Genomic DNA, 20,417 nt, shown 5'->3' with positions numbered 1-20,417 from the left:
TACTTGACCGCGGTGCCCGGAACGGTCAGCGTCATGAGGCATGGCCCCAACCCGTTCAGGCGAGTCGCCACGGTCGGACCTGCGTGTGGCTCGCCGGAATTTGCCGGAATCACTTCGCTGGGTTGTTGATCGATTCGAGCACCACTTGTGGTGGGAGCGGGCGCTGTCCGGGCATACTGTTCGGGCTTACGTCGGTGATGCGGTGTCGCTACTGGATCACCTTCGGCATAGTGCCGACGGCGACAACGTGGAGATGAAAGCGTTGGACCTGGTTGCCTTACGCGAGTGGTTGGCTGCGCAGTATAGCGGTGGGCTCAGTAAGACCACATTGGCGAGGCGGACAGCTTCGGTGCGGACTTTCACGGCATGGGCGCTGCGGGAGGAACTGTTGGCCGAGGATCCAGGGCCGCGGCTGTCCGCGCCGCGTAAGCAGCGCACACTGCCCTCGGTGCTCCGGGCGGATCAGGCGGGCTCTGCCATGGAGGCTTCCGCCGCGGGAGCGCAACAGGGCGATCCCGCGGCGCTGCGGGACCATGCCGTTCTCGAACTGCTCTACGCCACGGGTATGCGGGTATCGGAACTGTGCCATCTCGATCTCGACCATGTCGATCACGACCGACGTGTTGTCCATGTTCACGGCAAGGGCGATCGGGAGAGAGTCGTCCCCTTCGGCATCCCCGCCGATCGTGCTCTTGGCCGATGGCTCTCGAGAGGGCGGCCCGCACTGGCCACGTCGGCGTCCACATCGGCGTTGTTCCTGGGAGTCCGTGGCGGGCGCCTCGATCCCCGTGCCGCCCGGAGAGCGGTTCACGACGCGGTGGGGACGGTTGCCGGGGCTGCGGACATGGGTCCCCATGGTCTGCGTCACTCCGCTGCGACCCACCTACTCGAAGGTGGGGCGGACCTCCGTAGCGTTCAGGAGTTGCTTGGTCACGCTACGCTCTCAACGACGCAGCTTTACACGCACGTGACCGTCGAACGGCTGAAGGCGATCCATGACCGAACCCACCCCCGTTCCTGACGATGCTGGGGGCGGTACTCACTCGATGACCACAAGCTCCGAGGCAGGGTGTCACGACGAGGTGGAAACCTCGACCAGGGAAGTCAAGGCAACCAATGGCCGCCATACCAACGGCCGAACTCGGCAACGGGGGGTCGGGGCCGTGGACGGACGTCCTCGTGACATGGGCCCCATACCGGAACACCAGGAAACCGATCAGCGCAGCGCCGACGAAGTCGAAGCAGGCATCGTCGCGTTGTGGCAAGCCTTCGGGCAACGGCGTGACCAGGAGCTACGGGATCGGTTGGTGCTGCACTATGCACCATTGGTGAAGTACGTGGCCGGGCGCGTCGGTACGGGTTTGCCCTCGCACGTCGAGGTCTCCGACCTGATTCAGTCGGGTGTGTTCGGCTTGGTTGACGCGATCGAGAAGTTCGAACCCGAGCGAGGGTTGAAATTCGAGACCTACGCCATGCAGCGAATCCGCGGGGCCATCCTCGATGACCTGCGAGCCCAGGACTGGGTTCCGCGTTCCGTGCGTAGTCGGGCCCGCGACGTGGAACGGGCCCTGGAGCGGCTGGAAGCCAAACTCCAGCGCACCGCGACCGACGCCGAACTGGCGGAGGAACTGGCACTGTCCACCGACGAGTTGCGTGAATTGCTCGCGCAATTGCAGATGACCAGTGTTGTCGCCCTCGATGATCTCATCGGCGTCGGACGGGGGACGGCGTCGTTGGCCGAGACGTTGCCCGACGACCGGGCCGAGGATCCGGTTGCGACATTGGTGGATCGCGACAGTCGGCGGCAGCTCGTGGAGGCTGTCGAACGGCTCAGTGATCGAGACCGCATCGTGGTCACGCTCTACTACTTCGAGAACCTCACGCTTGCCGAGATCGGCAAGGTACTCGGGGTCACCGAGTCGCGGGTGTGTCAGTTGCACACCCGCGCGGTGCTGCGGCTACGGAGCAAACTCACCGAGCACAGCCAGTGAGTGACTACCGGCGTGCCGAAGTGGTGCCGTGCCACGGCAGCAAGCGCACTGCGCCATGACCGAGTAGTCGCAGTGGATTCAGGTACTCGGAGCGCAGGCGCGCGCCCCAGTGCAGACATGATGCCGGGGCCTGCACGGCACATTCGGGATGGCCCCCGGCGAGTGTGCCGATCCGTTGTCCTCGGGTCACCCGTTCTCCGGCCACCACTTCGGGGGTGACGGGCTCGTACGTGGTGCGTATGCCGCCGGGGTGTTCGATGGAGATCACAGGGCGGTCCACGACCCGCCCGGCATACACGACCAGCCCCGTGGCAGCCGCCCGGACCGGCTGTCCCGCTGTGCCTGCGAGGTCGACACCCCGGTGGCCGGAGCCGTAGTCGGTTTCCGGTGCGTCGAAAGCTCGTACGACCTCGCGTGGCCCGGGGAGAGGCGAACCGAAATGATCCGGTTCGGCCGGGACCACGGCTCGGGTCGGTGGCATTGGTGGTGCTGGGCTCGAATGCGGCGCGGAGATGGCCGCGGTGGCGCTGGTCAGACTCGTGACGAGCATCAGGGCGGGGAGCACGGGACGCATGGGTCCACGCTGAGGAGCCCCCGGCACTGTCACCAGCCCGTAGTGACGAGTATGTGGACGAATCCCCTTGTTGTGGACAACTCGCGACCGCGATGAGGAATGGCACCCACATCGAGTACACTGGTCCTGCGGTTCCTGTCAGTGCGCCCTGATCAGTGTATACCGGTCGGCACGTGGCGACCCTGTATACGACGACTCCGTATACGACAGCCCTGTGTACGACAGCTCTGTATACGGCAACCCGGTGCGTGGCAACCCAATACATATCGATCGGTACGTATCGACATGAATCGACTACGCGTGCCCGCGCGTGCCCTGCATCATTGCTGGACAATCGGCCCTGGTGGCTTCCAAGGGATGGTTCCGGGGGCGGCCCTGTGGGGGTTTTGGGCCCGTCCGTCGGGTCCACCCGTGCAGCCATCCTGTGGTTCGCCGTCGGTGGCCGGGCTGTCGGTGCCGGCCGGGCCATACCGGCCTTGCAGCACCGATCGGCAGTGCAGGGATGCGGCGCTCTCGCGGTCCCGGGCTCGGTATGAGCGCGGGTGAGGGCTTCGGCGCGGCACCAGGGCGGTGAGTCACCCGGCTCTCCGCGGCAACCGACATCGCGCGTCGCATCGGCGGCGCGCCCGACACGCGAGGTGCGAATCAGGCCATGGCCGTCGTCACCATGAAGCAGCTGCTCGACAGTGGCGTGCATTTCGGGCACCAGACCCGGCGCTGGAACCCGAAGATGAAGCGCTACATCTTCACCGAGCGCAATGGCATCTACATCATCGACCTGCAGAAGACCCTGTCCTACATCGACGGGGCCTACGACTTCGTCAAGCAGACGGTCGCGCACGGCGGAACGATCCTGTTCGTCGGCACCAAGAAGCAGGCGCAGGAAGCGATCGCCGAGCAGGCCCTGCGGGTCGGTATGCCCTACGTCAACCAGCGTTGGCTGGGGGGCATGCTCACCAACTTCCAGACCGTGCACCGGCGGCTGCAGCGTCTCAAGGAACTGGAGACGATGGAGCAGACCGGTGGTTTCGAGGGTCGCACCAAGAAGGAGATCTTGATGCTGACCCGGGAGAAGGACAAGCTGGAGCGGACCCTGGGCGGGATCCGCGACATGTCCAAGGTGCCCAGCGCCATCTGGATCGTGGACACCAAGAAGGAGCACATCGCCGTCGGCGAGGCTCGTAAGCTGGGTATCCCGATCGTGGCCATCCTGGACACCAACTGCGACCCGGACGAGGTCGACTACCCGATTCCGGGCAACGACGACGCGATCCGCTCTGCGGCCATGCTCACCCGCGTGCTGGCCGACGGTGTTGCCGACGGCCTGATGGCACGCAGTGGCCGGAGCAACGGGAGTGCCGAGGGCGAGGAGAAGCCCGCGGCCGACGTGGCAGGCGAGGAGCCGCTGGCCGAGTGGGAGAAGGAGCTGCTGGCCGGTTCCGCGGAATCCGAGGCCGCAGGCACCGCCCAGGCCGACGAGCAGCCCGCGCAGTCGTGACCGTGCTTGCGCCCGCCCTCTCGTGGGCGGGCGCAAGGCATGTCTTTGACCTTCCCACTGCGTACATATTCCGAAGAAGGACGGACAACGCACGATGGCGAACTACAGTGCGGCCGACGTGAAGCGTCTCCGCGATCTCACCGGCGCCGGCATGATGGATTGCAAGAAGGCGCTGGAAGAGACCGAGGGCGACTTCGACAAGGCTGTTGAGAACCTGCGCATCAAGGGCGCCAAGGATGTCGGCAAGCGGGCCGAGCGCTCCACCGCCGAGGGATTGGTCGCCGGCGACAACGGCGTACTGATCGAACTGAACAGCGAGACCGACTTCGTGGCCAAGAACGAGGAGTTCGTCGCGCTGGCCGATCGAATCGTCGAGGCCGCCAAGGCCACGAACTCCTCGGATGTGGAGACGGTCAAGGGCGCTGCGCTGGATGGCAGCACCATCGGGCAGGCCATCCAGGACCTCGCCGCCAAGATCGGTGAGAAGCTGGAGTTGCGGCGTGTGAGCGTCTTCGACGGTCAGGTCGCCACGTACCTGCATCGCCGTGCCGCCGACCTGCCGCCCGCGGTGGGTGTGCAGGTGGAGTACACCGGCTCCGATGAGGACGCCGCTCGCGGTGCCGCGATGCAGATCGCCGCCCTGAAGCCGCGGTACCTCAGTCGCGATGACGTGCCCGAGGAGATCGTGGCCGACGAGCGCCGCATCGCCGAGGAGACCGCTCGCTCCGAGGGCAAGCCGGAGCAGGCCATGCCGAAGATCATCGAGGGTCGTTTGAACGGCTTTTACAAGGACGCCGTGCTGCTCGAGCAGCCGTCGGTGCAGGACAACAAGAGGACCGTCAAGGACCTGCTCGACGAGGCCGGTGTCACCGTCACTCGGTTCGACCGGTTCGAGGTCGGCCAAGCCTGAGCTTCCTCGTGGTCGCCGTGGGTCCGCATGCTTCGCGTGTGGGCCCACGGGAAGACTGCCAGAAATGGCGTGCGCAGCCCGGTGCGCTGCGAATTGCAGTCGGCACCGCAGCCGGTGAGAATTGATGTCGGCGCCCCGTTTCCGCTTCCGCATCCTTCGAGGGGTGGGGTGGAGCCGGGGCGTTTTCTCAGGAGGAATCCAGTGACCGATGACGGTGTGTTCGCCGGCGGTGACGAGTACAGCGGGTACAGGCGGGTACTGCTCAAGCTGGGCGGTGAGATGTTCGGCGGTGGCAGTGTCGGTGTGGACCCGGATGTGGTGGGCACCGTTGCCAGTCAGATCGCCGACGTCGTCGCCGACGGGGTCGAGGTGGCCGTGGTCATCGGCGGGGGCAACTTCTTCCGCGGCGCCGAACTGCAGCAGCGAGGCATGGAACGTGCCCGCGGGGACTACATGAGCATGCTCGGCACGGTGATGAACTGCCTGGCATTGCAGGACTTCCTGGAACGCGAGCACGAGATCGACACGCGGGTGATGAGTGCGATCACGATGGGCCAGGTCGCCGAGCCCTACATCCCCCGCCGTGCGATGCGGCATCTGGAAAAGGGCCGGGTCGTGATTTTCGGGGCCGGAACCGGGATGCCGTACTTCTCCACGGACACCGCTGCCGCACAACGTGCCCTGGAGATCGGTGCCGAGGTGGTCCTCATGGCCAAGGGAGTGGACGGTGTCTACACCGCCGATCCGAAGACGACCCCGTCGGCGGAGCGCTTCGAAAGCATCACCCACCGTGAGGTTCTGGAGCGTGGTCTGAAGGTTGCCGACTCCACCGCGTTCAGCCTGTGCATGGATAATCACATGCGCATCCTGGTGTTCAATCTTCTGGAGGAGGGCAACATCGCACGAGCCGCCGGCGGTGCGAGGATTGGAACCCTGGTCAGTACCCCGGCCGCACGGTCGGTGTGAACATGCTGGGACCCTGATCGTACCGGCACGGCCGTATGCGTGACGGCCCGCGACCGCAACACCGACACCGGCCGGAGTCCACTTGACCGGCACACCTAAGGAGCAGCCGTGATCGACGAGACTCTTCTCGAGGGCGAGGAGAAGATGCAGAAGGCGGTGGAGGTCGCCAAGGACGACCTGGCCACCGTCCGTACCGGTCGCGCGAACCCTGCGATGTTCTCCGGCATCGTCGTCGACTACTACGGTTCGCCGACACCGCTGAACCAGCTCGCCAGCATCAACGTGCCCGAGGCACGTCTGGTTGTCATCAAGCCGTACGATGCGAGCCAGCTGGGTGCGATGGAGAAGGCCATTCGCGACTCGGATCTGGGGGTCAATCCGTCCAACGACGGCAATCTGATCCGTGTTCAGATTCCGCAGATGACCGAGGAACGCCGTAAGGAGATGGCCAAGCTCGCCAAGGCCAAGGGTGAGGAAGCCCGCATCACCGTGCGTAGCCTGCGTCGTAAGGCCAAGGAAGAGATCGACCGCATCGTCAAGGCCGGCGAGGACGGCGAGGACGAGGGCGCGCGTGGTGAAAAAGAGCTGGAGAACATCACCCACCGCTATGTGTCCCAGATCGACGAGCTGGTCAAGCACAAGGAAGCCGAACTGCTCGAGGTCTAGCGGGGTGGTCACGGCTGGTCAGTGCGAAGGTGAGTCCGCAATGTCTGCTGACGTGTCGGACGGGCCGTCGCGTCCCTCCAAGGCCGGCCGTGATCTGCGTGCGGCATTGGCCGTGGGGCTGATTCTCGGTGCGGCCATCGTCGGCTCTCTGCTGACGCTGCCGGAGTTGTTCATCGGCATCGTCGCAGTGGCTGCCGCTGTCTCGACCATCGAGCTGGCGGGGGCCTTACGGCGCGGAGCGGGGATTCGTGTCTCGTTGCCGCCGGTGTTCCTCGGTGGTCAGGCGATGATTTGGCTGTCCTGGCCGTTCGGGTTGCCCGGAGCCGTGGTGGCGTTCGCGATCACGACACTGTGCTGCCTGGCTTGGCGGCTGCGACTCGGTGTCGACGGATACCTGCGTGACGTGACGGCTTCGGTGTTCACCAGTGCCTACGTCTCCCTGTTCGCGTGTTTCGGCGCGATGCTGGCGGTGCCGGAGGACGGTGGTTTCCGGGCATTGTGCTTCATGCTGGGCGTGGTGGCCTCCGACACCGGTGGTTATGCGTCCGGCGTCTTCCTGGGCAGACATCCGATGGCACCACGTGTCAGTCCGAACAAGTCCTGGGAGGGCTTCGGCGGTTCGATGCTGACCGGGGTGCTCGTCGGTGCACTCTCGATCCCCCTGCTGCTCGGTGGCCAGTGGTGGGAGGGGATGCTGTTCGGTGCCGCCCTGGTGGCCAGCTCGACCCTCGGGGATCTGATGGAATCGCTGATCAAGCGCGATCTCGACATCAAGGACATGGGCAATCTGCTTCCCGGCCACGGTGGCCTGATGGATCGGATGGATTCCCTCCTGCCCTCGGCCGTGGTGGCCTGGATGGTGCTGTCCTGGCTGGTTCCGAGCTGATGGCGCGGGACCTGTGACCGTCCGTTTCGGGTGTGGTCCTCGCAGGCGACCTGCGATGACCGCTGCGTAGGCGGGAGGAAATCCGCGTGAAACAGGTGCGGCCGAGTCCGAACATCTGGCATTGGCCGGAGATCTACGAGATCGAGAACCGTGCGCAGGATTCCACCGGGGCGCTGTGGCGCGCATTACGCGAGCACTGCGATTGGACGGGACTCGATGTCGTCGATGTGGGGTGCGGCGATGGTTTCCATCTCCCGTTGTTCGCTGCCACCGCCCGTACGGTCGTCGGTGTGGAGCCACACCCACCACTCGCGAGGCGTGCGCGTCGACGGTTGACGGGCTCACGGTCACCGGGAGAGTCCGGTGTCGACGTGCGGGTCGCTCCGGCACAACGGCTGCCGCTGGCCGATGCCAGTGTGGATCTGGTGCATGCGCGCACGGCCTACTTCTTCGGCCCGGGCTGCGAGCCGGGCTTGGCCGAGGCCGAGCGTGTGCTCCGTCCCGGTGGAACACTGGCGATCATCGATCTCGACGCGAGCTACCCGCCTTACGGGGAGTGGATGCGAGCGGACCTGCCGCACTATGACCCCGGAATCGTGGAATCCTTCTTCGAGCGGCACGGTTTTCACAGTACGAGCGTGGAGACGCTGTGGCGGTTCCACGATCGCACGAGTCTGGAAGCGGTACTGGGAATCGAGTTCTCCGCCAAGGTCGCACGCAAGGCCGTGGCGGAGTCGCCCGGTCGCAGCGTCCCGGTCGGTTATCGGCTGCGGCTTCGCACCAAACCGACCGGCCTGTTGCGGCAATAGCAATACGCCCGAATGGCGCCTTGCCCCGACGCACAAGGCATGATCGACTGACCGTAGTCAGGCAATGTGTGCCGGTGCCCATGACCCGAAACCGATGATTGGGGACCCGGCGGCTGGGGACAGCGACCGGTGCAGGCAGCCGGTGGGGCGGTGTGTTGGAAACCGATGCATCCGGCTGCCGTGGCGGACGGCACCCGATCTCGAAGACAGGAGCGTTGATGGCCATGCGCGCGGGAAGATCCGTCACCGCGGGCCTGAGCCAGGTCGCCCAGATGCCCCCGCGCGAGCGTGCCCGCCTCATGCGCGAGCTGCGTCAGCAGCATCCGATGTTTCGCTCGCTGCTGACGCAGGTGACGGTGGCCAGAGCGGTGGCTTTCGGCTCCGGACTGGCTCTGGCCGTGGCGATCATCCTCCTGGTGCAGGGCGCGTCGGTGTGGTGGGTCGCGGCACTCGTGTTCGGCGGCCTGGGAGGATTCGGTTCCGTGACGGTCGCGCTCACCGACAGTCGTTTCGACCTGCTGCTTGCGTTGCTGGGAGCACATCGGATCGACGAGTTGCACGGCAGGCTGGTAACCGAGGACATCTACGGTGATGAGCCGAGCGCGCCTCGCCGGTGAGGCGGTGCGATCACTGCTGCACGGTGATGGACAGTGCAGCGGCGACCTCGCCACCCAGGAAGTGGGTCTCGGCGTGCTGCGGATCGCCGACCAGAACGACCAAGGGGCCACCGAAGGGTTTGCGCTCGATGATCTCGACCCGGTTGCCCAGTGTCAGACCGTGGTCGGTGAGATACCGCAGGAGCTCGGAGTCGGTGTCCCACACGCGGGCGATCGTGCCGATGGTGCCCGGGTCGAGCTGATTCAGCAGCTTCGTGGCGGGCTTTTCGATCTCGCCTTCGGGGGTGGGAATCGGGTCACCGTGCGGATCGCGGGTGGGATTCCCGAGCTTCGCGGCGATGTGTTCGATGAGGTTGTCGGATACCGCGTGTTCCAACGCGTCCGCTTCCTGGTGAACCTCATCCCAGGTGTAGTCGAGTTCCTCCACCAGGAACAGTTCGAGTAGCCGGTGCCTGCGCAGGACATCGTAGGCCAGGCGGCGCCCCGAGGGGGTGAGCTCCACGCTGCGGTACCGGATGTGGGTGACCAGGCCGAGCTGGGCCAGTTTGGTGATCATGCCGGAGACCGAGGAAGGGCTCAGTCCCAGGCGGTTGGTCAGGGTTGCGTTGGTGACTGCCACGCCGCGCTCACTGAGCCCGTAGATCGCCCGCACGTAGTCCTCCACCGAGGCGGAGGGACGCTCGGCCATACTTGTCATAACTTCACGATAAGGCCGGATGACAGGTGCCTGTCCACGACCCGAACGGCGGGAGTCCGCTTCAGGCCAGGGATACGTCCAGGGTGAGCATCACCATCGCACCGACGAGGAGCCCCAGAGTGGCACGGCGCTCCCGACCCCGGGAGTGAGTCTGCGGGATGATCTCGTGGCAGATGACGTAGAGCATTCCGCCTGCGGCGAAGCCCATGGCATACGGCAGTAGCGGCTGAGCGACAACGACGACTGCCGCGCCGAAGACGGCCAACGGGATCTCGACGATTCCGGCACGAACGCCGGTGACCGCCGTGTAGGACAGGCTGCCCAGTCCCGACTTACGTGCGGAGACCGCGACGGCGAACCCTTCGGGGATGTTCTGGACGCCGATGGCCAGCATGAGAGCGACAGCGTTGCCGATGTTGCCGGAGCCGAATCCGACACCCACGGCAAGCCCTTCGGGCATGTTGTGCAGCGTGATGGCGATGATGAAAAACACGGTGCCCGCCACACGCGGATTCGACGGGGTCATCGGATTCACCGAGTGGGGCTCGGTGTCGTGCTGGTACGGGAACCGTGTGCAGGCAGGGACCGCCGTGCCGGAGTCGGCCGTATCCGGGCTCGCCGTGTCGGGGGTTGTCGTGTACTGCCGTGCGGAAGTCGGTCCGTTCTGCGGGATGCGGCCGGTGATCAGTCCGTGCACCCGGGGCACCCACGCATCGGCACGGGACAGCACGAGCGCGCCGAGTGCGACACCGATGAGCACGGGCGGAATCCCGCCTCTTTCGATGCCGGGCAGCAGGAGACTCGTGAAGCTCGCGCTGAGCATGACGCCTGCTGCGAATCCGAGTGCGGCGTTCAGTGCCCGCTGCGACGGGTTGCGCCAGATCAGCACGGTCAACGCGCCGATCAGGTTGAGCAAGGCGATGACCAGGCCGCCGATGAGACCGTGTACGACGGGATCGCTTCCCACCAGGCCGACGAAGACCTCTTCAGCTGCGCTCATGGTGTACGCCTCACCGGCACTGCCGTGCCCGATACATCACACTTCACCCACGGGTACACCGCCTTGCCTTCTCGATTCGTACTGCCGAGCGTCGTGATCACCGGGGTGGTGATCAGCAGGTTTACGGTGCGCCGAAAAAAGATTTTAGCCAGATCAAACTACCGGGGCAAACACGAAGCGCGCATTCGTGTTCCGCAACTTCGGTGAGGCTGCGCACAGCCGCCCCCGTGTGGGCCTCCCTGATTCCCCGTGTCCGCCGTATCCGTGAAATACTGGACCGGTTATGTCATCCACGTCGCTCCCGCTCGTCTTCGACGCGCCTCGTCGCGGTATGCCACCGCGTCACCTCGCCGACCTGTCGGCCGAGCAGCGCCGAGCCGCCGTGAGTGAGCTGGGGGAGAAGCCTTTCCGTGCCCGTCAGCTCGCTCATCACTACTTCGGTCGTCTCACCACCGATGTGGAGGCGATGACCGACATTCCCGCGGCGACCCGGGAACGACTCGTTCAGGAGTTGTTGCCGACACTGTTGACGACGGTGCGCAATCTCGACACCGACGGCGGGACGACACGCAAGACGCTGTGGCAGGCACACGACGGCACGATGCTGGAAAGCGTGCTGATGCGCTATCCGGAGCGAGCCACCGTCTGTATCTCCAGTCAGGCAGGCTGTGGCATGGCCTGCCCGTTCTGTGCGACCGGCCAGGGTGGGCTCCAGCGCAACCTGGCCACTGCCGAGATCGTCGACCAGGTCCGTTCGGCGGCGGCGATGATGCGGGACGGTGAGGTCCCGGGTGGCCCCGGCAGGTTGTCCAACGTCGTGTTCATGGGAATGGGCGAGCCGCTGGCCAACTACCGGCGCGTGATCGATGCCGTGCACCGGATCTGCGACCCCGCACCCGAGGGACTGGGGCTGTCCCAGCGGTCGGTGACCATCTCGACGGTGGGACTTGCACCCGCGATCAGAAAGATGACGGCCGAGGACCTGCACGTCACACTCGCCGTCTCCCTGCACACACCGGACGACGAGCTTCGGGACACCCTGGTGCCGGTGAACAACCGGTGGCGGGTCGAGGAGGTTCTGGAAGCCGCGCGTGGTTATGCCGAGCACACCGGGCGCCGGGTCTCCATCGAATACGCGCTGATCCGCGATATCAACGACCATCCGTGGCGTGCGGATCTGCTCGGCAAACTCCTGCACAAGCACCTCGGCCGGTTCGCCCACGTCAACGTGATCCCGCTGAACCCCACCCCGGGCAGCAAATGGGACGCCAGCCCGAAGCCGGTGGAGCGCGAGTTCGTCCGCAGAGTTCAAGCAGCCGGCGTGCCCTGCACCGTTCGGGACACTCGCGGTCAGGAGATCGCCGCCGCGTGCGGGCAACTCGCCGCCGAAACGTAGTCGCTGCTGTCGGTGCGCACGGCCTGCCGGTGGCGATGGTGGCCGCGAGGGCAGGAACCTCGGTGAGCTTGCCGTCTGCTTCTTCGGCATCGCAGGCCGCGAGCATTTGCCACCATGGTGAGCCGTGAGGAGGCGTCCCCGGCACGATCGTTCCCGGCCCGGCTGCGATCAGCCCGACCGGGATCAGCCCGACCGCGAGCGCGTGCTCGAACGTCGCCTCAACGTTCCTGTGCTGATCGCTTCGGTGGCAGCGGTGCCCGCGGTGTTCCTGACCGCGCTGGAGGGCGCTGCCGAGACCGCGGGCATGGTGGTGAACTGGATGTCGATGGCGGTGCTTGCCACCGAAGCGGCTCTGCTGTTCTGGGTCAGTGGCGACCGTGTGCGCTGGCTGCGTACGCACTGGTGGATGGTCGCGATCGTGGTGCTGACGATTCCGGCGGTGATCTTCACTGTTGGCCCCGCGCAGGTGCTGCGGCTGCTACGCCTGGTCACCACGATTCAGCTCTTCCGGGTGGCCAAGCTGGTCAGAGTGGCTCAGGTGCTGCGCCGGCGCGCGGAACACCTCGGCAGTGTGGGGCGTGCCGTCTGGATGGGGGCGTTGTTCCTGGCGCTGGTGTTTCTGGGAATCGTGCTCGCCGACCCGAGTACGCTCACGCGCAGGACCCTGGAGACGATCATCGAACGATGGGGATGGGTGGTGCTCCTGGGGCTCGTCCTGCTGGGGGTGCTCGTCTCCGGCGCCGTGATCCTCCTGGTGCGCAGGTGGCGCGGGCGGTCACGCCGAGCACGGTCGCTACGTCCCGGGCGGTCGCAGCGGAAGCCCTGAGGCCCGATATCGGCCGTGGCGGCGCTCGTCCGACGAGAGACCGCCACGTTCAACGGTGCCCTTCTTCGCTCAGCGGCGCCAGGCGGTCTTACGGCGGCGCAGGTCGTAAAGAAGACCGATGGCCATGATGGCGGCGATGGTGATCAGCCAGACGTCGGCGCTTTTGAAGCCATTTCCGCCACTGAGGATGCCCTGGTGGTTACCGATGAGCATCATCACCATCCCGAAGGTGGAGAACCAGCCGGCAATCTGGATGCCCTTCGGGAAGCCGCCGTGCCAACCCCACTCGACCGAGGGCTCCTCTTCCGGGTCGACGGCCTGACTGGGGGCCTGCCGACCGGGGCTTTCCTGACCGGGTTTCTTCTCCAGTTCCGTGCTTGCCACGTGTGTCCTCCTGCGCTCGCGGTCACCTTCATCTTCGCACACGGGCATGGGCGGGCGATGTGCCAACCCCGGCAACGAAGGATGCGAGCACCATTCGCGCGCCTCGCGGCGCTCCCCTCCGATCGTTTCGGGGACAATGGCGGCGATGCGCCCTACCGAACCTCCAGTGAGCCCCGTCAGTGACCGTCGCGATGCCCCCGAGGGCGATGTCCCCGAGGCCACAGTGGGCACGGCCGAGCACGGTCCGCCGGGTACCGGTGACGTGCGTACCGTCACCGTGCTCGGGTCGACAGGGTCGATCGGGACGCAGGCCCTGGATGTGATCCGGCGCAATGCCAAGCGCTTCCGTGTCCTGGGGCTGGCTGCGGGTGGTGGTGATCCGGCGGCACTGGCGGCTCAGGCACTCGAATTCGAGGTCGAGGTGATCGCGGTGGCTCGGGACGCCGTGATCGAGGACGTGCGGTCCGCCCTGCATGCCGAGGCGCAGCGCCTCGGCCGTACCACCGGCGACTTCCGGTTGCCCCGATTGCTCGCCGGGTCACAGGCCACGACGGAACTCGTCGAGGCCACCCGGGCGGATGTCGTCCTCAACGGCGTGGACGGGTCGCTGGGACTGCGTCCCACGCTGGCCGCGCTGAAGGTCGGCTCGCAGTTGGCCCTGGCGAACAAGGAGTCCCTGATCGCGGGAGGTCCCCTCGTGCTGCGCGAGGCTCGGCCGGGCCAGATCGTGCCGGTGGATTCCGAACACTCGGCGCTGGCGCAGTGCCTGCTCGGTGGATGCGCCGACGAGGTGGACCGGTTGGTGCTGACCGCCTCCGGAGGGCCGTTCCGTGGTTGGCGGCGTGCCGAACTCGCCGAGGTCACCCTGGAACAGGCACTGGCGCATCCGACGTGGTCGATGGGTACGGTCGTGAGCATCAACTCCGCCACGATGGTGAACAAGAGCCTGGAGTTGATCGAGGCGCATCTGCTGTTCGACGTGGCATACGAGCGCATCGACGTCGTGGTGCATCCGCAGTCGATCGTGCATTCGATGGTCACCTTCGTGGACGGTTCGACACTGGCCCAGGCCAGTCCGCCGGACATGCGGTTGCCCATCGCGCTCGGACTGGACTGGCCGCACCGGCTCGCCGAGGTGGCACCACGGCTGACGTTCGACGCCGCCGCCACGTGGACCTTCGAACCACTCGACGGCGAGGCGTTCCCGGCGGTCGGGCTCGCGCGGAACGCGGGGATGGCAGGTGGTTGTCTGCCCGCGATCTACAACGCGGCCAACGAGGAGGCGGTCGCGGCTTTCGTACAGGGCCGCACCGGCTTTACCTCGATCGTGCACACTGTGGAAGAAGTGCTGGCCGAGGCCGACGGGTGGCGTTCGGAGCCGGACAGCGTGGACGAGGTTTTCGAAGCGGAGGAGTGGGCCCGCGTGAAGTCCCGCGAACTCGTGGGTACGGGGAGAGTTCATTGATACTGGTCGTCCTGGGCATCGCGATCTTCTTCTTCGGGTTGCTGTTCTCCATCGCCTGGCACGAGTTGGGCCACTTGGCGACGGCGAAGATGTTCGGCGTCAAGGTCACCCAGTACATGGTCGGTTTCGGCCGTACGTTGTTCTCCCGCCGTGGCCGCGAGACCGAATACGGGGTCAAGGCCGTTCCGTTCGGTGGCTACATCCGGATGATCGGCATGTTCCCGCCGAAGCGGGACGAGGACTACGGGCGCACGGCGTCGTCGGCGCCCTGGCGAGCCATGGTCGAGGATGCCCGGCAGGCGGTGGCCGAGGAGGTTCGGCCCGAGGATTCCCACCGGCAGTTCTATCAGCGCAGCCCGTGGAAGCGCATCATCGTGATGGCCGCGGGGCCGTTCATGAACCTGATCCTGGCGGTCGGCATCTTCGCGAGCGTGCTGATGGGCTACGGCGTCGCGGAACCGACCACCACGGTGGGGGCGGTCAGCGAGTGCGTGGTACCCGCGAACGCTCCGGACACCCGTGAGTGCCCGCCCGGAGCCCCGAAGTCCCCGGCCGCACAGGCGGGCCTGCGCCCCGGGGACGAGATCGTGGCGTTCGAGGGCCAACCGGTGCGGTCCTGGGAGAGTCTGCGCCGTGACATTCGCGATTCCTCGGGCACGGTGTCGATGGTCGTCGAGCGTGGCGGCGAGCGGATCACGCTGACACCGAACCTGATGCAGAGCACTCAGCCGAAGCTCGGCAACTCGGACGGGTACGTCAAGGTCGGCTTCCTCGGAATCGCGCCGACCAGCGTGCTGGTGCAGCAGAGCGTCGGGGATGTGGTCGATCGGATCGGCGAACTCATCGGCATGACCGCACAGAAGGTCGTGGAACTGCCCAGTGAGGTGCCCGACCTGATCGGGGCGATCGCGGGTCAGGAACGGGAGCAGGACTCGCCGGTCGGTATCGTGGGCGCCAGCCGCCTGGGCGGCCAGGTGTTGTCCTATGACGAGGCGTCGGTCTCGGCGCGGCTGATCATGATGGTTCAGTTGCTGGCGGGCGTGAACCTGTCGCTGTTCCTGATCAACATGCTGCCGCTGCTGCCGTTGGACGGCGGGCACATCGCGGGCGCGTTGTGGGAGTCGATCCGACGCAAGTTCGCCAGGCTGGTGCGCCGACCCGATCCGGGGCCGTTCGACACGGCGAAGTTGATGCCCTTGGCCTACGGGGTCAGCCTCGTGTTCATCGCCTACTCCCTGTTGGTCCTCGTCGCCGACATCGTCAATCCGGTGACCCTCTCCTGAGGGAACCGGCCGGTGAACTGCGTACGCAGCGGAGGTGACCGGGCGTTGCACGGCCGGTGTTGCGACAGGCCGGTGCTTTCCCCGGCTGAGACATCGCTCGGTCCCCGGTATCGTGGATGTCGGCCGTCGCCGTGCTCCGGCCGTACCGGAGCCGCGACCATCCCACAACATCCCGTTTCGTGAGCCGAAGAGTTCGAGTTCCGAAAACTCGAGCCGCAGCAGAACTCAAGCCACAGCGCAGAGGTGGAGAGGAATCGATGACCGTCGATCTGGGCATGCCCGCAGCACCCGACCCGGTGCTCGCCGAACGGCGCAAGACCCGGCAGTTGCAGGTCGGCCCGGTCGGGGTGGGCAGTGACCACCCCATCTCCGTGCAGACGATGACGACCACCAACACCGCCGACATCAACGGCACGCTGCAGCAGATCGCCGAGCTCACGGCTGCGGGATGCGACATCGTGCGGGTGGCCTGTCCCAGCGCCGACGATGCCGAGGCCCTGCCCGCGATCGCACAGAAGTCGCAGATTCCGGTCATCGCCGACATCCACTTCCAGCCGAAGTACGTTTTCGCCGCCATCGAGGCGGGGTGCGCGGGCGTGCGGGTCAACCCCGGCAACATCCGCAAGTTCGACGATCAGGTCAAGGAGATCTCGAAGGCCGCCAAGGACAGCGGCACGCCGATCCGGATCGGCGTCAACGCCGGATCACTGGACCCCCGCATGATGGAGAAGTACGGCAAGGCGGTGCCGGAGGCACTGGCCGAGTCGGCGCTGTGGGAGGCGGGCCTGTTCGCCGAGCACGATTTCCACGATGTCAAGATCTCGGTCAAGCACAACGATCCGGTCGTCATGGTGCGGGCCTACGAGATCCTTGCCGAGCGCTGTGACTATCCGCTGCATCTGGGAGTCACCGAGGCGGGACCGGCATTCCAGGGCACGGTCAAGTCCTCGGTCGCTTTCGGAGCCCTGCTGCGCCAGGGGATCGGCGACACGATCCGGGTGTCGCTGTCCGCGCCGCCGGTCGAGGAGATCAAGGTCGGCACGCAGATCCTGCAGTCGATGAACCTGCGGCCCCGCAAGCTGGAGATCGTTTCCTGCCCGTCCTGTGGCCGGGCACAGGTGGACGTGTACAAGCTCGCCGACGAGGTCACCGCCGGGCTGGAGGGCATGGAGGTGCCGCTGCGGGTCGCTGTGATGGGCTGTGTGGTCAACGGTCCGGGAGAGGCCCGGGAAGCCGACCTCGGGGTGGCTTCGGGCAACGGCAAGGGTCAGATCTTCGTCAGGGGAGAAGTGATCAAGACCGTGCCCGAGCACCAGATCGTCGAAACACTGATCGAAGAGGCCGGTCGTATCGCCGAGGGCATGGAGACCGAGGACCAGGACTCGGGGGACCCGGTGGTCACTGTCGGCTGAGGTCGTCGGGAGTTGGAGCAGGTAGCCCCTGGAGAACCTGCCTGCGCGCCCGCTGGTGCGCCGCAGAGCGATTGCGCATGGCTCGTGGTCCCATACATCCGCTGTGTCTGGCACGCTTGGCGAGTGCTCAAGCTTGCCGGTGCGCGGTTGCTGGAGGAACGCGACCTCTCCAGCGTCCGGTCGCTCTTGGATTCGGATCCGGTCGCGGCCTGCATGGTCGCGTCGCGGGTCGAGGACGCGGGTGTGCATCCACTCCGGTTGGGCGGCGAGCTTTGGGGATACGGCAGCAGGCTCGAGGGCTTGTGCTTTTCCGGGGTGAACCTGATTCCGCTGCGCGGTGATCGTGATGCGATGCGTGCTTTTGCGAGCCGTGCCCTGCGCCGCCGCCGGGTTTGCTCCTCGCTGGTCGGCCCGTCGGCCCAGGTCCTGACACTGTGGGACGAGCTCGCGCCGACCTGGGGACCTGCTCGTGAAGTGCGTGCCGAGCAACCGCTCCTGGTGATGTCCGAGCCGCCGTCGGGGCGTGTCGACGATCTGGTGCGACCTGTGCGCCCGGATGAGCTGGACCGCTACCTGCCCGCGGCGGTGGCGATGTTCACCGAGGAGGTGGGTATCGATCCGCGCAGCGAAGGCGGTGCGGCAGGGTACCGGGCTCGGGTTGCCGAACTGATCGCGGGCGGACGCGCCTTCGCCCGGTTCGAGAACGGCGAGGTCGTGTTCAAGGCGGAGGTCGGTGCCATGTCCCGTTCCGTCGGCCAGATTCAGGGCGTGTGGGTGCATCCGGACCGGCGGGGCAGCGGTTTGGGGACCGCCGGTACGGCGGCCGTTGCGGATCGGTTGGTTCGCGGTATGGGACGAACGGCGAGCCTGTATGTCAATGCCTTCAACGTCGCTGCCAGGGCGGCCTACCGCAGGGTGGGATTCGAGCAGCGGGGTTCCTTCAGCACCGTCCTGTTTTGAGATCGGCTTGGAAGGCCTGCTCGGGCGGTCCATGAACCACCACCGGATCGGTCTTGGCCCGTAGTGACGAGTCCGTGGCGTGACCGTTGTCAGGGACCTTGGGCATACTCTTCGGCGTGCGTATTGTTCGTGCTCTCAGTGTCCTGGCCGGCCTACTGCTGATATTCCCCGTCGCGGGGTGCGGGCTGGTCGATACGGGTCCCTCGGCAAAAGACGTGGCCACGGCGTTTGTGAGCTCCTTCGCGGCCGGCGACAGCGCTGCTGCGGCGCGGCGGACCGACTCGCCCGAAGCGGCGCGACAGTTGCTGGCACAGAGCCGCAAGAACCTCTCGCCGAAGTTCGTCACCGCGAAGATCGGTGACGTCGTGGAAGGTGAGGGGCAGCGACCCACCACGGTCCGAGCCACCCTGTCCTGGAATTTCGGGAAGGGCCGTGTGTGGAGCTATGAAACCACGATGGAGCTCGTCCGGGGCCAGGAAGACTGGGTGGTGCGCTGGGCCCCTTCGGTGATCCATCCCGAGCTCGCAGCGCAACAGACACTCGAATTCCGCACGAAGGAACCGAATCCGGCGCCGATTCTGGGGCGCAACGGAGTCCGGATGATGGGCCCCGAGAAATTGGTCCGGGTCACGGTCGTTCCGCAGGCGGTGGGCCAGGACGCGGCCGGCGTCGCCACATCGTTGGCGGAGGGGCTGAACGAGGTCGCCCCGAGCATCACCAAGCAGGACATCATGCAGGGCATCGCCGACACTCCTGCTGATCAGGCCTACAGCGTCGTGACCCTGCGCTGGGCCGACTATGAGCGCGTCAAGCCGGAGATCTACGAGTTGCCCGGAGTGCGTTTCCCGACACACACGGATCTGGTCACCGCCGAGCGCGACTACGGATCGCAGGTTCTGCCCACCATCGCCGAGCATCTGCAGAAACGGGTCGGCGGTGCGGCAGGTTGGAGTGTGGTCACCCGCAACGCTGCGGGCAAGCGGGTGCAGACCTTGCACCACACCTCGCCGAAGCCTGCGAAGGCGGTGCGCACGACGCTCAGCGACCGGGTGCAGAAGGCTGCCGAGAAGGCGGTGGATCCACTGTCCAAGGCGGCCATGATCGTGGCGATGAAGCCGTCCAGCGGGGAACTGCTCGCCGTTGCCCAGAACGCCGAGGCCGATCGCAACGGCGTTCCGGCTCTGACCGGTCAGTATCCACCGGGATCGACATTCAAGATCGTCACCGCGCTGGCCGCGCTGGAGTCGGGCCGCGTCGACATGAACACCCCTGTGAAGTGTCCGGCGACGACGGTCGTCAACGGTCGGGAAATTCCCAACAGCCACCACTTCGACCTCGGCACCGTGCCGCTGCGGACCGCTTTCGCCAAGTCCTGCAACACGACCTTCGCCCAGATCGCCCTCGACCTGCCGGCCGGGGCCCTGACCACAGCGGCGCGCCAGCTCGGAGTGGGGGCGAATTTCGTGATCCCCGGTATCACGACCATCACCGGAAAGGTGCCTCGAAGCACGGAGCCGGTACAGCGTGCCAGCAACGGCTTCGGCCAGGGCAAGGTGCTGGCCAGTCCGTTCGGGATGGCCATGGTCACGGCGTCGGTGGCCAACGGTGATATGCCCACACCGAAACTGGTCACCGGTAGTAGAACCAAGATCACCGATCCCGCTCCCGAGCCACCGTCGCGGAAGTCGATGAAGCAGCTTCGGGCGATGATGCGCGAAGTCGTCAAGACGGGAACCGCGACGGAGCTGGCAGGAGCGGGTTCGGTGGCGGGCAAGACGGGCACGGCGCAGTACGGCGATGGTACGCACGCGCACGGCTGGTTCGTCGGTTACCGCGGTGACATGGCGTTCGCGGTGCTGCTGACCGATGCGGGCACCTCCGAAAAGGCCGTGGCGGTAGCACGGACCTTCCTCGAGAACACATAGTGCGTTCGCTGTGTTACGTTGTGCCGTGCCGTACGGGGCGGAGCGCATGTCCTCGACGTGATTCGCCCGCCCCTGGCGAGTCTGTCCGACCAGTCGGTCGCCGCGTGGGATTCGTTCCCCGCCGGTGACCTTCCCGAACCATGGCCTGCGAC

At 66.2% G+C, this 20,417-nt stretch carries 20 protein-coding genes; 16 read left to right on the top strand and 4 right to left on the bottom strand.

Annotated elements, in window-relative coordinates:
• Positions 1-40 precede the first annotated feature (40 nt).
• Both JOF55_RS04365 and whiG read left to right on the top strand, forming a co-directional pair.
• Entirely contained in the window at positions 41-1,021 is a 981-nt protein-coding gene (locus JOF55_RS04365; RefSeq protein WP_310269929.1) for a tyrosine recombinase XerC, read from the top strand.
• 163 nt (positions 1,022-1,184) lie between these two features.
• Positions 1,185-1,991 (top strand): RNA polymerase sigma factor WhiG, encoded by an 807-nt coding sequence (whiG, locus tag JOF55_RS04360; RefSeq protein ID WP_374727387.1) that lies wholly within the window; start codon positions 1,185-1,187, stop codon positions 1,989-1,991.
• A gap of 4 nt (positions 1,992-1,995) precedes the next feature.
• Here whiG and JOF55_RS04355 read toward each other — a convergent pair whose 3' ends face one another.
• A complete protein-coding gene (locus JOF55_RS04355) occupies positions 1,996-2,565 on the bottom strand; it encodes a M23 family metallopeptidase (RefSeq protein WP_310269925.1) in 570 nt (189 codons plus the stop codon).
• Between the two features lie 652 nt (positions 2,566-3,217).
• Here JOF55_RS04355 and rpsB point away from each other — a divergent pair.
• The 7 genes from rpsB (at position 3,218) to JOF55_RS04320 (ending at position 8,917) form a co-directional block, all read left to right on the top strand.
• A complete protein-coding gene (rpsB, locus tag JOF55_RS04350) occupies positions 3,218-4,063 on the top strand; it encodes a 30S ribosomal protein S2 (RefSeq protein WP_310269923.1) in 846 nt (281 codons plus the stop codon).
• 94 nt (positions 4,064-4,157) lie between these two features.
• On the top strand, positions 4,158-4,973 hold the full coding sequence (gene tsf, locus JOF55_RS04345) for a translation elongation factor Ts (RefSeq protein ID WP_310269920.1): 816 nt from the start codon (positions 4,158-4,160) through the stop codon (positions 4,971-4,973).
• Between the two features lie 216 nt (positions 4,974-5,189).
• The gene (gene pyrH, locus JOF55_RS04340) at positions 5,190-5,939 is read left to right on the top strand and encodes a UMP kinase (RefSeq protein ID WP_374727386.1); all 750 of its coding nucleotides are present in this window, start codon (positions 5,190-5,192) and stop codon (positions 5,937-5,939) included.
• A 108-nt stretch (positions 5,940-6,047) separates the two neighbouring features.
• On the top strand, positions 6,048-6,605 hold the full coding sequence (gene frr / locus JOF55_RS04335) for a ribosome recycling factor (protein ID WP_310269914.1): 558 nt from the start codon (positions 6,048-6,050) through the stop codon (positions 6,603-6,605).
• A 40-nt stretch (positions 6,606-6,645) separates the two neighbouring features.
• A complete protein-coding gene (locus JOF55_RS04330; protein ID WP_310269911.1) occupies positions 6,646-7,491 on the top strand; it encodes a phosphatidate cytidylyltransferase in 846 nt (281 codons plus the stop codon).
• Positions 7,492-7,586: 95 nt separating this feature from the next.
• Positions 7,587-8,300 (top strand): class I SAM-dependent methyltransferase, encoded by a 714-nt coding sequence (locus JOF55_RS04325; protein ID WP_374727385.1) that lies wholly within the window; start codon positions 7,587-7,589, stop codon positions 8,298-8,300.
• A gap of 218 nt (positions 8,301-8,518) precedes the next feature.
• A complete protein-coding gene (locus JOF55_RS04320) occupies positions 8,519-8,917 on the top strand; it encodes a hypothetical protein (protein ID WP_310269905.1) in 399 nt (132 codons plus the stop codon).
• A 10-nt stretch (positions 8,918-8,927) separates the two neighbouring features.
• On the opposite strand, the gene JOF55_RS04315 is transcribed toward JOF55_RS04320, so the two are convergent.
• Both JOF55_RS04315 and JOF55_RS04310 read right to left on the bottom strand, forming a co-directional pair.
• A complete protein-coding gene (locus JOF55_RS04315; RefSeq protein WP_310269903.1) occupies positions 8,928-9,614 on the bottom strand; it encodes a metal-dependent transcriptional regulator in 687 nt (228 codons plus the stop codon).
• A 61-nt stretch (positions 9,615-9,675) separates the two neighbouring features.
• Positions 9,676-10,614 (bottom strand): ZIP family metal transporter, encoded by a 939-nt coding sequence (locus JOF55_RS04310; RefSeq protein ID WP_310269900.1) that lies wholly within the window; start codon positions 10,612-10,614, stop codon positions 9,676-9,678.
• Between the two features lie 283 nt (positions 10,615-10,897).
• Between JOF55_RS04310 and rlmN the strand changes: the two genes are divergently transcribed.
• Positions 10,898-12,010: a dual-specificity RNA methyltransferase RlmN gene (gene rlmN / locus JOF55_RS04305; RefSeq protein WP_310269898.1), complete on the top strand. Its 1,113-nt coding sequence runs from the start codon at positions 10,898-10,900 to the stop codon at positions 12,008-12,010.
• Positions 12,011-12,134: 124 nt separating this feature from the next.
• Positions 12,135-12,836: an ion transporter gene (locus tag JOF55_RS04300; protein WP_310269895.1), complete on the top strand. Its 702-nt coding sequence runs from the start codon at positions 12,135-12,137 to the stop codon at positions 12,834-12,836.
• A gap of 69 nt (positions 12,837-12,905) precedes the next feature.
• Here JOF55_RS04300 and JOF55_RS04295 read toward each other — a convergent pair whose 3' ends face one another.
• Entirely contained in the window at positions 12,906-13,220 is a 315-nt protein-coding gene (locus tag JOF55_RS04295; RefSeq protein ID WP_310269893.1) for a DUF2631 domain-containing protein, read from the bottom strand.
• Between the two features lie 136 nt (positions 13,221-13,356).
• Between JOF55_RS04295 and dxr the strand changes: the two genes are divergently transcribed.
• The 5 genes from dxr (at position 13,357) to JOF55_RS04270 (ending at position 20,265) form a co-directional block, all read left to right on the top strand.
• On the top strand, positions 13,357-14,685 hold the full coding sequence (gene dxr, locus JOF55_RS04290) for a 1-deoxy-D-xylulose-5-phosphate reductoisomerase (protein WP_374727222.1): 1,329 nt from the start codon (positions 13,357-13,359) through the stop codon (positions 14,683-14,685).
• Positions 14,685-15,968 (top strand): M50 family metallopeptidase, encoded by a 1,284-nt coding sequence (locus JOF55_RS04285; protein WP_374727384.1) that lies wholly within the window; start codon positions 14,685-14,687, stop codon positions 15,966-15,968. The genes dxr and JOF55_RS04285 overlap by 1 nt, the downstream gene beginning before the upstream one ends.
• Before the next feature lie 257 nt (positions 15,969-16,225).
• Positions 16,226-17,380 carry a flavodoxin-dependent (E)-4-hydroxy-3-methylbut-2-enyl-diphosphate synthase gene (gene ispG / locus JOF55_RS04280; protein WP_310269887.1) on the top strand — a complete coding sequence of 385 codons (1,155 nt, stop codon included), beginning with the start codon at positions 16,226-16,228 and terminating at the stop codon, positions 17,378-17,380.
• Between the two features lie 123 nt (positions 17,381-17,503).
• Positions 17,504-18,340, top strand: a complete 837-nt coding sequence (locus JOF55_RS04275) for a GNAT family N-acetyltransferase (protein ID WP_310269883.1) — start codon at positions 17,504-17,506, stop codon at positions 18,338-18,340.
• Between the two features lie 116 nt (positions 18,341-18,456).
• Positions 18,457-20,265: a penicillin-binding transpeptidase domain-containing protein gene (locus tag JOF55_RS04270; RefSeq protein WP_310269880.1), complete on the top strand. Its 1,809-nt coding sequence runs from the start codon at positions 18,457-18,459 to the stop codon at positions 20,263-20,265.
• Positions 20,266-20,417 lie beyond the last annotated feature (152 nt).

It is taken from the genome of Haloactinomyces albus (genome assembly GCF_031458135.1).
Lineage (GTDB): Bacteria > Actinomycetota > Actinomycetes > Mycobacteriales > Pseudonocardiaceae > Haloactinomyces > Haloactinomyces albus.
Note: the sequence above shows the minus strand (reverse complement) of the source record. Positions and strands in the feature narration are given on the sequence as shown.

Excerpts from the sequence above, each read along its gene's own strand:
- JOF55_RS04365 (WP_310269929.1), top strand. The coding sequence starts at position 41 with ATGGCCCCAACCCGTTCAGGCGAGTCGCCACGGTCGGACCTGCGTGTG.
- whiG (WP_374727387.1), top strand. The coding sequence starts at position 1,185 with ATGGGCCCCATACCGGAACACCAGGAAACCGATCAGCGCAGCGCCGAC.
- JOF55_RS04355 (WP_310269925.1), bottom strand. The coding sequence starts at position 2,565 with ATGCGTCCCGTGCTCCCCGCCCTGATGCTCGTCACGAGTCTGACCAGC.
- rpsB (WP_310269923.1), top strand. The coding sequence starts at position 3,218 with ATGGCCGTCGTCACCATGAAGCAGCTGCTCGACAGTGGCGTGCATTTC.
- tsf (WP_310269920.1), top strand. The coding sequence starts at position 4,158 with ATGGCGAACTACAGTGCGGCCGACGTGAAGCGTCTCCGCGATCTCACC.
- JOF55_RS04330 (WP_310269911.1), top strand. The coding sequence starts at position 6,646 with ATGTCTGCTGACGTGTCGGACGGGCCGTCGCGTCCCTCCAAGGCCGGC.
- JOF55_RS04320 (WP_310269905.1), top strand. The coding sequence starts at position 8,519 with ATGGCCATGCGCGCGGGAAGATCCGTCACCGCGGGCCTGAGCCAGGTC.
- JOF55_RS04315 (WP_310269903.1), bottom strand. The coding sequence starts at position 9,614 with ATGACAAGTATGGCCGAGCGTCCCTCCGCCTCGGTGGAGGACTACGTG.
- JOF55_RS04310 (WP_310269900.1), bottom strand. The coding sequence starts at position 10,614 with ATGAGCGCAGCTGAAGAGGTCTTCGTCGGCCTGGTGGGAAGCGATCCC.
- rlmN (WP_310269898.1), top strand. The coding sequence starts at position 10,898 with ATGTCATCCACGTCGCTCCCGCTCGTCTTCGACGCGCCTCGTCGCGGT.
- dxr (WP_374727222.1), top strand. The coding sequence starts at position 13,357 with ATGGCGGCGATGCGCCCTACCGAACCTCCAGTGAGCCCCGTCAGTGAC.
- ispG (WP_310269887.1), top strand. The coding sequence starts at position 16,226 with ATGACCGTCGATCTGGGCATGCCCGCAGCACCCGACCCGGTGCTCGCC.